Genomic DNA, 12,628 nt, shown 5'->3' with positions numbered 1-12,628 from the left:
CACATCGACGGGGGTGTTTGGCACCTCGATGTCGGCTCGTCACATCCCGGGGCTGGAGCAGGTCCCAAGGGTTCGGCTGTTCGCCGATTAAAGTGGTACGCGAGCTGGGTTCAGAACGTCGTGAGACAGTTCGGTCCCTATCTGTCGTGGGCGCAGGAGATTTGAGAAGAGCCTCCCTCAGTACGAGAGGACCGGGGTGGACGAACCTCTGGTGTTCCGGTTGTTTCGCCAGAAGCATTGCCGGGTAGCTACGTTCGGAAAGGATAACCGCTGAAAGCATCTAAGCGGGAAGCCCCCTTCAAGACAAGATCTCCCAGGAGGTAAAACTCCCTGAAGGCCCCTTGTAGACTACAAGGTAGATAGGTCGGGTGTGTAAGCGCCGTAAGGCGTTCAAGCTAACCGATACTAAAGGGCCGTGAGGCTTGATATGCCATCGTTTCCTTTTTCAATGCGAAAAGAGTACAAAGAGTCTTATAAAAAACGCTGATCTGACCTAAGCCATATGGAATTGCAAATTTTTCGGTGGCTATAGCGAGGGAGAGACACCCGTTCCCATTCCGAACACGGCCGTTAAGCCCCTCAGCGCCGATGGTACTGCCAGGGTCACTTGGTGGGAGAGTAGGACGCCGCCGAATTCAACCGGAAATCCCCGGATGGTCAAACCATCCGGGGATTTTTTTATTGGCCTTGGCTTCGGCTTTTTTTGCGAAGCTTCGTTGCCGCCTTGCGCCGGGCGCTCGCCGTATTCCCGATACTGTCTTCGCGCCCTTGCTCGGCGGCGCCTCGCCTCGCGAAAAAATCCAAAGCCAAATTTAAAAGCAAAGGGTGCGCCCCCTGCGGACTCCAAGACATGGACGGAAAGCTGCGCCGAAGGACAGCGTTGAGCCCTACGGATTGATCTTTTTGCTGAGCTTAAGCATATCTATTATGACGTCGGCTACTTCGTCAGGCAGTATAAACCATGTGGGCACGCCGCGAGACTGGGGGTTTCCGATTCCAGGGAATCTCGGATCATTCGATCCGCCATTCCATCGCATGCCGATTGCTTCACGGCCATCCCACTTCATACTCGCCAATGCCCACTCATTTTCTCCGCCGTCATATTTGACTTTGAGGTCGGAAACTAATGCCTTAGGTGATATCACCAGTTTAGGATCGATGTAGCTCATGACCAACTCCTCTTAGCAATGTTTATACGTACGTACATACGTATAAAACAATTGTGGAAACGTGTCAAGGCCGAGTGATAGAAAAATTCTGTATAATTTCATTTGTCTTTATTCCTCTTAAATTTTCGCCGCTTTTTCCCTATACTTCTTCGCTTGACCAAAGGCACCGGATGTTAAGTTTACTGAAAGGAATCTGAGAATATGGCTGATGTGAGGCCCTTTCGCGCTTTGAGATATAATCCCGGCAAGATCGGCAATCTTTCCCTGGTGACGAGCCCGCCCTACGACGTAATCGACGAGGAGTTTCAGCAGAGACTTTATGCACGCAGCCCTTACGGCATCGTGAGAATCGATTACGGCGCGGTTTTCCCCTGCGATACCGAAAAGGAGAACCGCTACACGAGGTCGAAGAAGATATTTTCCCAGTGGCTTGACGAGAAGATTCTTGTCCGCGACACGGAGCCTTCCTTATATTACGTCGAGGAGGACTACGCCGGAGAGTTTGGGAAACCCTGTACCAGAAAGGGGTTTCTGGCGGCGGTAAAGGTCGAGGACGCCGAATCGGGCGTGTACCGGCCTCATGAGAAGACGCTGGCGGGGCCGAAGGCCGACAGACTCAACCTTACCCTCGCAACCAAGGCCAATCTCTCTCCGGTCTTCAGCCTTTACGACGACCCGGGGTTCGAGATCGAGAAGGGGTTCGCCCGCATGATGGAGTCTTCACCGGCTCCCGACGCGGAGGTGCAGAGCGACGAGGGCACTCGCATCCGCATGTGGAAGGTCTCCGACCCGGCCCTTGCCGCGCTCATTGCAAAGGTCATGGGGCCGAAGAGCTTCTTTATCGCCGACGGTCACCACCGCTACGAGACGGCGCTGAACTACCGCAAGATACTCCGGGAGCAAAATCCGGACAGCACCGGCGAGGAACCCTGGAATTTCGTGCTGATGTACCTCGTCAACCTCTGGTCGGAGGGGCTTTCGGTCCTTCCGACGCACAGGATGGTTTTCGGACTGGAAGGGTTCAGCGCCCCGGCGTTTTTTGAAAAAGCTGGAGAGCTTTTCGACATAGAGGAGGTTTCAGGTGGCTCGGAGATTCTTCTCGACCGTATGAAAGCCCTTCGCGGGAAGCGCCACGCCTTTGGGCTCGCGGTAAAGGGGTCTTCCTCTCTTTATCTGCTCTCGCTCAAGGAGTCCGTGGACCTGAACGAAATGTTCAAAAGCCGTGCGCCCGCCATGCGAAAGCTCGACGTCACCATCCTCCACGGGCTCATCATCGAAAAGCTTCTCGGCGTGGACGAAAAGGCGCAGGAGGAGCAGAAGAACCTTAAATACGTGAAGGACGCGGGCGAGCTGCACCGGCGCGTGAAGGCGGGCGAGGCCGACCTCGGGTTTTTCATGAACCCGACGCCGGTAGCGCAGGTTAAGGAAGCCGCCGAAGCAGGCGAGCGTATGCCCCAGAAATCCACCTATTTTTTCCCGAAACTGGTGACCGGGCTTTTGATAAATCCCCTCTACGAAGAGGAGAATTGATTGGCCGGTGAGGGGCTCCGGAGGGACCGCGCCCTCCTTCTTGAGGGGGAGACGGCGGACACCGCACTCGGCGGGGCGGTTGGCGTCATCCAGCCCGCTACGGGATTTCGCTTCTCGATAGACGCAATACTTCTGGCCAGGTTTGCCGCAGAAGGCGGGTACTTTGAAAATGCAGTCGATCTTTGCGCGGGGAGCGGTGTCGTAGGGTTTTGCCTCCTGGCGCTGGGTGCCGCAAAAAAGGTCACAGGGATCGATATCCAACCGGATTTTGTCGGCAGGGCCGAGCGGGGGGCGGAGTGGAACGGGTTTTGCGGCAGGGCGAAGTTTCGGTGCAGGGACGTAAAAGCTGTCCCGGCGTCGATGCCGTCAGGCGCATACGATCTGGTAGTCTGCAACCCTCCCTACAGGCCGCTCCACGGCGGGAAGGTCTCTAAGGAACCTTCTCTTGCGATCGCAAGGTACGAGGTGTCGATGAACCTCGAAGACGCGGTCAGGGGGGGAAGTCATTTACTGAAAAAGGGTGGGGAGTTTTCTCTGGTGTATCCCGCTGGAGGCGTTGCGAGGGTTTTGTCGGCGCTGGAGGCGGAGGGATTAACCCCTAAAAGACTCAGGTTCCTTCACCCGGACGGCAGCAGTCCCGCGAGTCTGGTGCTTGCCGGGGCGGTGAAGGGCAAAAAGGAACCTTTGAAGGTGCTGGCCCCGCTCATTCTCCACGACCGCGAGAGCGGGCGGAAGTATTCCGCGGAGGCGGAGCATCTGCTGGGGCGTCCCTGAGGGAGGAGCGTTTTTTCGCGGCAGACATCGCGCTTCGGAGGGCTTCGCGTATCTCTCCCTCGGGCAGGTCTGCAAGAGAGTTTTCTATGAGCGCGGTTTCTTCGGGAGTAAGAGGCCTTTCGAGCCAGGATTTGTCGAAGGGTGGCTCGGGCTTTTCTTCCGGGGCGATGGTGGCCTGAATAAGGCGAACCGATTTAATCGAGTCCTTGCCAAGGCGTTCGTTGAGGTTTGAGATAAGCTGGCTTTTGAAGAGCGAAAGCTCCTGAAGCCATACCGCTCCCTCCACTGCGACGGTGAGTTTTCCTGCGCTGAGTGAAAGGGGCCGCGTGACGCGGGCGAGCGAGGGGCCTACCGCCTCCGGCCATATCTCGTAGAGGCGGTGCGCGCCCTCCGGGTAATTTTTTCTGGCTTCCGAGAGGAAGTTTTTCAGCAGCTTTGACAACGGCGCGGGGTCTGACATGGCCCCTCTCTTGTAAACGGGTAAAAGTGATTTAGCTATGGTAAGGGACGGACTCTTTATTTTCAACAGTGTCCATCGGGTGATGAAGGCGGAAAAGGTGCTCAAGTCGGGCTCGGTAAACGCGAGGGTGATGCCCGTGCCGAGACAGCTTTCCTCCGACTGCGGCCTTGCGCTTGCGTTTCCCCTGGCCGAGCGCGAAACGGCCGAGATTTTGCTCCATTCGGCGGGGATAGTTCCCGAGGAGACGTGGAAGCTAGAAGAGGGCGGCGGGTACGTCAGAATTTAGTCCACGGCTTCGGCTTTTGCCGCGGGGCTTCGTCGCTACTCGGTCGCGCTCCTTGCCGTAGTCACGCTATTGTCTGCGTCGCGCTCCCTGCGGGCTCCTCGCCCGGCGGCAAAATCCTTTGCCGAATTTAGTAAAATGCTGATCCTTAAGAGCTTAAGACCCGGAACAAACCGCTGAAGACTGGCGGGTTGTTTGAAAACGTTGCGAGAAGCCACGGTTTCGAGGAGACGCGTAGCGAGAGGGCGAGACAGTAGCAGCGCTACGGCGAGACCTTGAGCGAGCACGCGACACAGAAAACACAGGCTCGCAGCAGTTTTCATAAAAAAACCCCCGGTGTTTCCACCGGGGGTTTTTAATTAATCAGGTTAATTCCTTAGAAAGGAGCGGTAACCTTGAGGCCGAGGGCGTAGGGGTCTTCTGTGTCGTCGCCGTAGTAGTCGCCGACGAGGACGTAGCTGCCGTAGAGCATAACGTCGATCTTTTCGGCCAGCTTGCGGGTGACGGAAGCGGCGATTTCGGTGCCGAGGTCAGCGCTGTCAGCGCCGACTACGTCTTCGTCGAGGGCCTGGAAGTAAGCAAGGGCGCCCTTGACGGTGTAATCGGTGGCGACAACGGTGGAGCCGTTGACGATGAGGCCGGTGACGCCGGCGTCGCCGGTGGTGGTGAGCGCCGCCTTGCCGAGGCCGAAGTTGGCGTTGCCGGAGAAGCCGAAGAAGTAGAGGCCTTCACCGGCGAGAGGGGTCTCGGTGAGGGATATCCAGCCCTTGTCGTCGTCGTTGTCCGCGATGTAGATAGCGCGGGCGCCGAGGGCGATTTCATTGATCTTGGTCTTGGCGCCGACGTTCAGCGCAAGGCCTTCGGCCTCGTCGCCGTTCTGGAAAGCGATGCCGGCGTCAATGTCGAAATTGGCGACGGCGGCCTTCGCGCCCACGCCGATGGTGGAGTAATCGAGGTCGCTGTCTTCGTCGAAGTCATAGTTGAAGATGTCGACGTTGAGGGCGACGGTGTCGGACAGCTTGTAGCCGACCTGGGCGATGTAGAGCTCGTCGGCGGGGCCGGGTCTCGCGGCGCCGAAGTTCACCGTGAGGGCGTCCTTGGCATAGGTGAAGACGGCCGCGGCCGCGTCGTTGTTCAGGTAGAGAGCCGTGGTCTTGTCGTTGATGTTCTGGAGGCCGAGCTTCATGGCGAAATCGGTATCCGGAATCTTGGTGGACAGGTAGAGGTGCTTGGTCTCGAGGTTGATGCCGTCGGTGTTGAGGGCGGCGCCGTAACCCTTGGAGCCGTACTTGGCGGTGGCTGTGCCGTTGGTGGTGTAGCCCCAGGGGGTGTCGATCTCGGCCTGCCACACTACGGAGGCGAAGTCGTTGATCTTGTTGGTCATGGTGAAGCGGAAGCGCTGATCGACGGGCTTGATGGAATCGGAGTCGTCAACGGTGTCCTTCAGAACCATCGGATTGACCCAGAGGGTGCCCGAGAAGGTGGTCTCGGCCATGGCGGGAACCGCAAGGCCGACGGCGAGAGCGCCGGTGAGAGCAATTGACAGCTTCTTCTTCATTACTGTGTCCTCCTTGAATAGTTGACACAAATTTTCGAGCCGTAAGGCCCACATTATTTGCACCCGAGATTAGGTGACTTAAGGCAACGCGTTTATGAAGACGACGGATGAATCTCCGGGTTTCGACCTCCTCCCGCCGTTTTCTCTCCCGAGATTCTGGCGGCCTGAAAGGTCCGTACGAATATTCATTGTCAAAGCCCGGCGGCTTCCAAAAGGTATCAACGCTTACGGCACGCTGTCAATCCTCTGGAACCCGCTGGCGCCCCGCCCGTCCGCTTCTGCGGCGCAAAGCCGCAATACGGCCAAACTGGGGCGAGTATACCTTGCCGACATCTCCTCCGCAAGCCAAAATCACATAGCAATAGAATTAGACCAGTTCCGCAAAGTGAAACCAATCTGCATGTGTCAGTTAAATATCACAAGATGTAATTATTTAAAACTGTTTTTTTGAATTGAAAATCCCCTTGGTAGAGTGAATGGAGTTGTGAAAGGATAAAAAGTGTGGAAAATTTTCTAATACAGTTGTGGCAAAATATCAACACGGCAAGTGCCAATAGTCACTACCTGCTTGGGAGCTTTTTTGGATTAGAAAATTACTCTCAAACCTGAAACAAAAAACACTCGGACTTGAGAGCGGGAAGCTGCAGGTGGTACATTGACTGCGGGGTCTTGGGTTTGCCGGTGCCCGCTGTGAGGAATTAATGGAAAAAAACAGGATTCAGGTGTTGCCCGACGAGATCGTCAACCGTATCGCGGCCGGGGAAGTCGTCGAGAGGCCCGCCAGCGTCGTGAAGGAACTTCTGGAAAATTCCATCGACGCGGGCGCGCAAAACCTCTCGATACGGCTCTATGAGGCCGGGCTCTCCCGCATCGCAGTGGAGGACGACGGCTGCGGAATGTCCCGCGCCGATGCGGTTCTGGCGCTAAAGCGCCATGCCACCAGCAAGATCGCCTCCCACGAGGACCTCGACGCAATCGCGACCCTTGGCTTTCGCGGGGAAGCGCTCCCTTCCATTGCCTCCGTCAGCCGGGTGACCGTCGTCACCAGGGAGAGGACCGCCCAGAGCGGCACGAAACTACGGGTCGAGGCGGGAGTCGTCACCGGCTGCTCCGACGCCGGAGCGCCCGCCGGTACCCTCGTCGAGGTCGAGGACATTTTTTTTAACACGCCCGCCCGAAGAAAATTCATGAAGAGCGCACCCACCGAGCTTCGCAACATAATAGAGACGGTCTCGAACCTCGCCCTCATACATCCGAAAATCAGCTTTTCGGTCGAGAGCGAGGGGCGACCGCTTATGATTTTGCCCCCCGGCCAGTCTCTTTCCGAGCGGGCCGAGGAGCTTTCCGGCGTCCGGCCGGGAGGGCTCTATTTCGCAAAAGCCCGCCACGGGCAAAGAAAACTGACCTTCGGTTTCGCCGCCCCCCACGAGAGCCGCGGCCACCGGCGGGGGATACGGCTCTTCGTGAACCGGAGGGCGGTCAACGACAGGATACTCTTCAAGGCCCTGACCGAGGGGTACAGGGGGCTGCTGGAGCAGGGGCGCTGGCCGGTGGCGCTCCTGTGGCTCGACCTTCCCTCCGATGAGGTTGACGTCAACGTCCATCCCGCCAAGAGGGAGGTGCGCTTCCGCGACGAGGGGGGGTTGTTCCGCTGGGTCGCCGGGAGCGTCGCGGGGGCCCTTTCCTCCGCTCCCTGGGTTCGCAGCGGCGCTTCCGCCGTTGAAGTCCCCGATTCAGTGGAAGAGAGCCCGTTTTGCTACGAGAAGAGCGCTCCGGGTTCGGGAAGGGCTGCGGAGGCGCTTGAGGACTACGCCCGCAGGGCGCTAAAGCCGGGCGGGGCGAGAAGCCCCTTTTACTCCGGCGGCGGGTACGGGCGTGGCGGCGCGGGGCGGGCGGAGCCCGGGAAGCTCGATTTTTCCGTGAATTCAATAGCCGAAGGGGCGGAGGAGAAAAGTCCGGGTGAAACTTGCGCAATGAATTCCCCCTTCGGCGAGCTTCGCTACCTCGGCGCTTTTGACGCCACCTTCCTCCTCTTCGAGTCCGGCGACCGGAAGCTGGTTATTGTCGATCAGCACGCCGCCCACGAGCGCATACTATATGAAAGGATATCCGCCGCGAGAACCGGCGGGAAGGGGCAGCCCCTGCTGGTGCCCCTTGTCGTCGAGTGCAGCGCCGCCGAGATCGCTGGTTTCGCGGAGAGGGAGGAACTACTTGAAGCAATCGGCATCCGGGCGGAACTCTTCGGCGGGCAGAGCCTCTCTCTTGTCGAGGTCCCGGCGGGGGTCACCGGAGCGGAGGGGGTGGGGATGCTGCGCGACGTTATCGGAGGGGAGTCCTTCGATTCCGGCGAGTCCGGCGGCGGGGGAAGGGCGGACAAGCTTCTCGCCCGCGCAGCCTGCGCGGGGGCGGTGAAGGCGAAGATGGCGCTGGACCGCACCGAGGTGGCGTCCCTCATGCGCGACCTGGGTGAAACCAAAAATCCCTCCCACTGTCCTCACGGGAGGCCGCTCGTTATTAAAATGGGGAGGGCGCAGCTCTATTCGCTCTTCCACAGGAAATAGACGGATGGAGCGGCCCAGGATCGCCGTCCTAACGGGCCCTACGGCCTCCGGCAAATCCGGTATCGCCCTCGAAGCGGCCCTTGAACTCGGAGCGGAGATAATCTCTGCGGATTCCATGCAGGTCTACCGGGGGCTCGACATCGGCACCGCGAAGCCCTCGCAGGAGGAGCGCCGCATGGTTCCTCACCACCTAATAGACGTGGCCGAGATTACCGAAAGCTACAGCGCCGGGCGTTTCCGGAAAGAGGCGGGGGAGGCGATTGAATCCATCCATTCGAGGGGGAAACCCGTCATAGTCGTTGGAGGCACTCTTCTCTATATAAAGGCGCTGCTGGAGGGGCTTTTGGGCGCTCCCGTACGCGACGAAGGGCTGCGTAGCGAACTTGGCCGGATCTGGGACGAAGGCCGGGGTGGGGAGCTCTACGAGGAGCTTAAGAGAGACGACCCCCTCCTCGCGGCGCGGCTCCACCCCAACGACAGATCCCGGATTATAAGGGGCGTCGAGGTCTTCAGACTTTCCGGCGAGCCCCTCTCGAAGCTGCAGGAGGCCCACGGCTTTTCAGGAGGAGGCTACGACGCGCTTGTCTTCGCCGTCGAAGTTGAGAGGCCGGTCCTCTATAGGGCGATCGACGAGCGGGTCGGCAGGATGCTCCGGGAGGGGTGGATAGAGGAGGTGCGCGGAGTTCTGGACAGGGGGTATTCCCCTTCTCTCATGCCGCTGCAGGCTATCGGCTACAGGGAGATAGTGCGCTTTCTGACGGAGGGGGGGGATGCGGCAAGGGTGGCGGAGGAGATAAAGCAGGCCACCCGCAATTTCGCGAAACGGCAGGAGACGTGGCTTAAAAAGATGGCGGCGAACCGCATAACTCGCCGAGAAACAGCTGTTTTCGCGGCAGCCGTTAAAAATTTCTTGCAATCGGGATAGCCGAGGATATTATCTTGGTGTCCTGTTTTATTTAAATTACACTCCATTTCAGGAAGGGGGAGACATGGTCAAGACGAAGATAAACATACAAGACCAGTTCCTCAACAACGTGCGCAGAGAAAAGGCGCAGGTGACGATTCGCCTTGTTTCCGGCGAAGAACTCGATGGCGCGCTCAAGGCCTTCGACAACTTCTGCGTCGTTATCAAATCCGGCGACAATTACCACCTGATATACAAACACGCCATCGAATCGGTGCGCCCCTACCAGCCCTTGAAAAAATTTGAGGCCATTTACGAAAATTTCTAGAGTCGCCGCAGCCGTCCTCTGCCTGATTTTCCTTTGCGGGGCGGCGATTGCAGGTACGGTGGCGTCCTCCGTCAGGATGGAGCTCTCCCGAGCGGGCGAAGGTGCGACCAGAAGGCAGGCTCTTTCGCTGACCCTCGCCCAGGCCGTGCGGGAAGCGGTCAGACGCCATCTTTCGGAAGAAGAGTACCAAAACCGCGAAGACGAACTGGGCGCTCTTTTCTTCTCCTCTCCCTCCTCCTTCATCATCCGCCACAACGTATTAAACGATACCGTCGCCCTGGGCAGCCTTCTCTTTTCGGTCGCGGCCGAGATAGACGAGGCGAAGATACTCGACGAGCTTCAGAAAAAGGGTTTCAAGGTCTTCGCCCTCAAGGCCAATCCCCGCCTCCTGATACTGCACAAGGGAGGGCAGAGCGCCAAAAGCGCGGAAGTTCTCGCCGGAAGGCTGCGGGACGAAGGCTTTTACGTCGCGGAGGGTGGGAGCGTAAGCGGCGGCGAAGAGAGTCTGTCCGCGCTTTCGCAGTCCAGGGGGTGCAACGCCGCCGCCATGATCTCCACGGGGAATGGAGCACAAGATTCCCTTTCCCTCGCTTCCTTTTCCACCTCGGCCTCCTTCTCCCTTCTGGACGCCAGAACAAAGGAGACTCTCGGAAGCGGCTCCGTAACGGCTTCGGGGGGCAGCGTCGAGACACAGAGCGATTACCTCTACGGCGAACTCGGAACCCTCCTTCACAACGAGATTATCGCAGCCCTCAACCGCTCCGGCTGGATTCCGGGAACCTCGGAGCGCAGGGTCGAGATACGGGTCACGGGGCTCGACAGCCCGGCCCTTGTCGAGGAGCTTGAAGACGATTTTTACTCCCTGGCGGAATTCAAGACGGTAAAGCTAAAGAGGGTGGAGCCCGGCGCGGCGCTCTTCGACGTTACGGCGCTCGATTCCGGAATAGATTACTCCCTCGCCCTCGCCACACTGGAACTGGAGGGCGGCAAGATCGAGTGGTCAACCTCCTTTCTCGAACCGGGGGAAACTTCCGGCGGCGCGGGGCTCGTGCTCGTCGAGGGGAGATGGACCCGCCAAAGGTGAAGTCCGTAAGACTCAGGGGGGTCGAAATCTCTCCGCCTCTCTGGCTCGCCCCAATGGCGGGCATAACCCACACGGCTTTCAGGCGTCTGCTCCTTGAGGAGGGCTGGGCGGGCTGCCTTTCGACGGAGATGCTCTCCGCCAGGAGGCTCAAGTCCGAGAGCGCCCGCTCCTCCCCCTTCCTCAAGCGCCACCCCTCCGAAAAACCCCTCAGTTACCAGATTGTCGCCTGGGAGCCGGAACACGCCGCCGGGGCGGCGAAGTGGCTGACCGCCATAGGCGCGGATGTCATCGATCTGAATTTCGGTTGCCCCGCCCCCGCCGTCCGCAGGATGGGAGGGGGTAGCAAGCTCATGGAAAACCTTGAGGATTCAGCCAGGATACTGCAAAGCGCGAGGGGGGCCACGAACCTTCCCCTGACGGCCAAGACCCGCCTCGGAGAGACCCTCGACGAAGGGAAGCTGCGCGACTTCTGCCAAATGCTGGAGGACGTGGGGATCGATATGATAGCCGTCCACGCGAGGCTCCGGGGCGAGCCCTACGGGAGGCGTCCCCGCTGGGAATGGATAGGAAAGGTTAAGGAGTGGGTGAAAGTGCCGGTTGTCGGCAACGGCGGAATCTTCACCCCCGAAGACGCGAGGGAGTGCCTGCGGGTTTCCGGCTGCGACGGGCTGATGATCGGGCGCGGCGCGGCAGTGAAGCCGTGGCTGGGAAGGGAGATTGCCCGCGAGGTCTTCGGGCTGGAGACAGAGGATAGGGCGGTAGACCTCCCCGCGCTTTACCGGCGCTTCGCCCGACTCCTCGAAGAATCCTTCACCTCAGAGCGGCGGCTCGGCAGGCTGAAGGAATTCACCCACTACTTCGCGATGAACTACCCCTTCGGCCACACCCTCGCCTCGAAGGTGCAGGTCGCGGAGTCCTTCGAGGAGGCGGTAAGCCGCGCGGAAGAGTTCTTTGCAAAGGCCCTGGGCGGAATCGTTTAGTTGCGTAGGGTGTGTTAGCCGAAGGCGTAACGCACCAATACAAGGAGGAAGGTTTGAGCAGGAGGATAATTCTCGCTTCTACGAGCCCCTTCAGGAGAGAGCTTCTCTCCCGCCTCGGGCTTTGTTTCGAGTGCGCCGCCCCGGAGTACGGTGAAGGCGAAATTGCGGGCGCTGCCCCCTCCGAACTTGCCCGCCTCCACGCCCTCGAAAAGGCCCGCGAAGTCGCGAGGCGAAGCCCCGGCGCTCTCGTAATCGGCTCCGATCAGGTCGCCGAACTCGATGGGGAGATTCTGGGCAAGCCCCTCACCAAAGAGAGGGCCTTCGAGCAGCTTAGAAAAATGTCCGGCAAAAAAGTCCTCTTCCACACCGGCGTCGCCCTCGTCGCGGACGGCAGGGAAGAGAGCGGAGTGGAGCTTTTCTCCGTTACCCTGAAAAAGCTGACCGATAGGGAGATTGAAAACTACCTCACGCGGGAGGAGCCGTATTTTTGCGCGGGGTCGTTCAAGATCGAAGGGCTGGGGATTGCCCTCATGGAGTCGATGGAGGGGGAGGATTATACTTCGCTCATCGGGTTGCCGCTGATCAGGCTTATCGGGATGCTGGAGGGGTTTGGAGTAAGAGTCCTGTAGGTCGCGCTTGAGGAACGAAAGCCGACAATACTTAATCGTCATTCCCGCGAAGGCGGGAAACCAGTGACTTTTGTGTGCTTTCGCACGTTTACAGCTAGCGGGGCTTGGCGCGCCCCGCCCACGCGGCACTTTTTTAGTGTGTAGGGCGGGCTCGGCCCGCCAATCTACGTTTGCGAGGCTCTGCCTGCGCGCTCCTTGTCACTTCTTTTAGAAAGAAGTGACCAAGAAATCGGCCCGGACCCGTCGCTCGCGCTTTAAAAAGCGCGACCACTTCGTTCCGGCTGGGCCGTACGGGGCACCCACTACGCTTCGCTCCGTTAAGACCCCGCGCCGGCCCGACGCCTCCACTCGTTGCGCCGCGTACGGGC

General features: G+C 59.1%; 12 protein-coding genes and 2 rRNA genes. 11 read left to right on the top strand and 3 right to left on the bottom strand.

Annotated elements, in window-relative coordinates; all coding sequences use genetic code 11:
• Together EPN96_06585 and rrf are read left to right on the top strand one after the other, a co-directional pair.
• Positions 1-429 (top strand): 23S ribosomal RNA (locus EPN96_06585); the annotation flags it as partial.
• 89 nt (positions 430-518) lie between these two features.
• Positions 519-635 (top strand): 5S ribosomal RNA (gene rrf, locus EPN96_06580).
• 252 nt (positions 636-887) lie between these two features.
• Here rrf and EPN96_06575 read toward each other — a convergent pair.
• Entirely contained in the window at positions 888-1,169 is a 282-nt protein-coding gene (locus EPN96_06575) for a hypothetical protein (GenBank protein TAL17145.1), read from the bottom strand.
• 201 nt (positions 1,170-1,370) lie between these two features.
• Between EPN96_06575 and EPN96_06570 the strand changes: the two genes are divergently transcribed.
• Both EPN96_06570 and EPN96_06565 read left to right on the top strand, forming a co-directional pair.
• Complete coding sequence (locus EPN96_06570) at positions 1,371-2,699, top strand: DUF1015 domain-containing protein (protein ID TAL17144.1); 1,329 nt, start codon at positions 1,371-1,373, stop codon at positions 2,697-2,699.
• Entirely contained in the window at positions 2,700-3,473 is a 774-nt protein-coding gene (locus tag EPN96_06565; protein ID TAL17143.1) for a methyltransferase domain-containing protein, read from the top strand.
• On the opposite strand, the gene EPN96_06560 is transcribed toward EPN96_06565, so the two are convergent.
• Positions 3,403-3,933 (bottom strand): DUF721 domain-containing protein, encoded by a 531-nt coding sequence (locus EPN96_06560; protein TAL17142.1) that lies wholly within the window; start codon positions 3,931-3,933, stop codon positions 3,403-3,405. The genes EPN96_06565 and EPN96_06560 overlap by 71 nt on opposite strands.
• Before the next feature lie 37 nt (positions 3,934-3,970).
• Here EPN96_06560 and EPN96_06555 point away from each other — a divergent pair, with 37 nt between their 5' ends.
• Positions 3,971-4,219, top strand: a complete 249-nt coding sequence (locus tag EPN96_06555) for a DUF3343 domain-containing protein (GenBank protein TAL17141.1) — start codon at positions 3,971-3,973, stop codon at positions 4,217-4,219.
• 373 nt (positions 4,220-4,592) lie between these two features.
• Here EPN96_06555 and EPN96_06550 read toward each other — a convergent pair whose 3' ends face one another.
• Entirely contained in the window at positions 4,593-5,774 is a 1,182-nt protein-coding gene (locus EPN96_06550; GenBank protein ID TAL17140.1) for a hypothetical protein, read from the bottom strand.
• A 701-nt stretch (positions 5,775-6,475) separates the two neighbouring features.
• On the opposite strand from EPN96_06550, the gene mutL reads away from it, so the two are divergent.
• The 6 genes from mutL (at position 6,476) to maf (ending at position 12,260) form a co-directional block, all read left to right on the top strand.
• The gene (gene mutL / locus EPN96_06545) at positions 6,476-8,335 is read left to right on the top strand and encodes a DNA mismatch repair endonuclease MutL (protein ID TAL17139.1); all 1,860 of its coding nucleotides are present in this window, start codon (positions 6,476-6,478) and stop codon (positions 8,333-8,335) included.
• 4 nt (positions 8,336-8,339) lie between these two features.
• On the top strand, positions 8,340-9,260 hold the full coding sequence (gene miaA, locus EPN96_06540) for a tRNA (adenosine(37)-N6)-dimethylallyltransferase MiaA (GenBank protein TAL17138.1): 921 nt from the start codon (positions 8,340-8,342) through the stop codon (positions 9,258-9,260).
• A gap of 64 nt (positions 9,261-9,324) precedes the next feature.
• The gene (hfq, locus tag EPN96_06535) at positions 9,325-9,567 is read left to right on the top strand and encodes an RNA chaperone Hfq (protein TAL17137.1); all 243 of its coding nucleotides are present in this window, start codon (positions 9,325-9,327) and stop codon (positions 9,565-9,567) included.
• Between the two features lie 76 nt (positions 9,568-9,643).
• Positions 9,644-10,651: a hypothetical protein gene (locus EPN96_06530; protein ID TAL17136.1), complete on the top strand. Its 1,008-nt coding sequence runs from the start codon at positions 9,644-9,646 to the stop codon at positions 10,649-10,651.
• Positions 10,633-11,631, top strand: coding sequence for a tRNA-dihydrouridine synthase family protein (locus EPN96_06525; GenBank protein TAL17135.1), 999 nt, complete (start codon positions 10,633-10,635; stop codon positions 11,629-11,631). The genes EPN96_06530 and EPN96_06525 overlap by 19 nt, the downstream gene beginning before the upstream one ends.
• 53 nt (positions 11,632-11,684) lie before the next feature.
• Entirely contained in the window at positions 11,685-12,260 is a 576-nt protein-coding gene (gene maf, locus EPN96_06520; GenBank protein ID TAL17134.1) for a septum formation protein Maf, read from the top strand.
• The last annotated feature ends 368 nt before the right edge of the window (positions 12,261-12,628 follow it).

This window comes from bacterium, assembly GCA_004322275.1.
Taxonomy (GTDB): domain Bacteria; phylum Desulfobacterota; class Deferrisomatia; order Deferrisomatales; family BM512; genus SCTA01.
Note: the sequence above shows the minus strand (reverse complement) of the source record. Positions and strands in the feature narration are given on the sequence as shown.

Excerpts from the sequence above, each read along its gene's own strand:
- EPN96_06575 (TAL17145.1), bottom strand. The coding sequence starts at position 1,169 with ATGAGCTACATCGATCCTAAACTGGTGATATCACCTAAGGCATTAGTT.
- EPN96_06570 (TAL17144.1), top strand. The coding sequence starts at position 1,371 with ATGGCTGATGTGAGGCCCTTTCGCGCTTTGAGATATAATCCCGGCAAG.
- EPN96_06560 (TAL17142.1), bottom strand. The coding sequence starts at position 3,933 with ATGTCAGACCCCGCGCCGTTGTCAAAGCTGCTGAAAAACTTCCTCTCG.
- EPN96_06555 (TAL17141.1), top strand. The coding sequence starts at position 3,971 with ATGGTAAGGGACGGACTCTTTATTTTCAACAGTGTCCATCGGGTGATG.
- EPN96_06550 (TAL17140.1), bottom strand. The coding sequence starts at position 5,774 with ATGAAGAAGAAGCTGTCAATTGCTCTCACCGGCGCTCTCGCCGTCGGC.
- mutL (TAL17139.1), top strand. The coding sequence starts at position 6,476 with ATGGAAAAAAACAGGATTCAGGTGTTGCCCGACGAGATCGTCAACCGT.
- miaA (TAL17138.1), top strand. The coding sequence starts at position 8,340 with ATGGAGCGGCCCAGGATCGCCGTCCTAACGGGCCCTACGGCCTCCGGC.
- hfq (TAL17137.1), top strand. The coding sequence starts at position 9,325 with ATGGTCAAGACGAAGATAAACATACAAGACCAGTTCCTCAACAACGTG.
- EPN96_06530 (TAL17136.1), top strand. The coding sequence starts at position 9,644 with ATGGAGCTCTCCCGAGCGGGCGAAGGTGCGACCAGAAGGCAGGCTCTT.
- EPN96_06525 (TAL17135.1), top strand. The coding sequence starts at position 10,633 with ATGGACCCGCCAAAGGTGAAGTCCGTAAGACTCAGGGGGGTCGAAATC.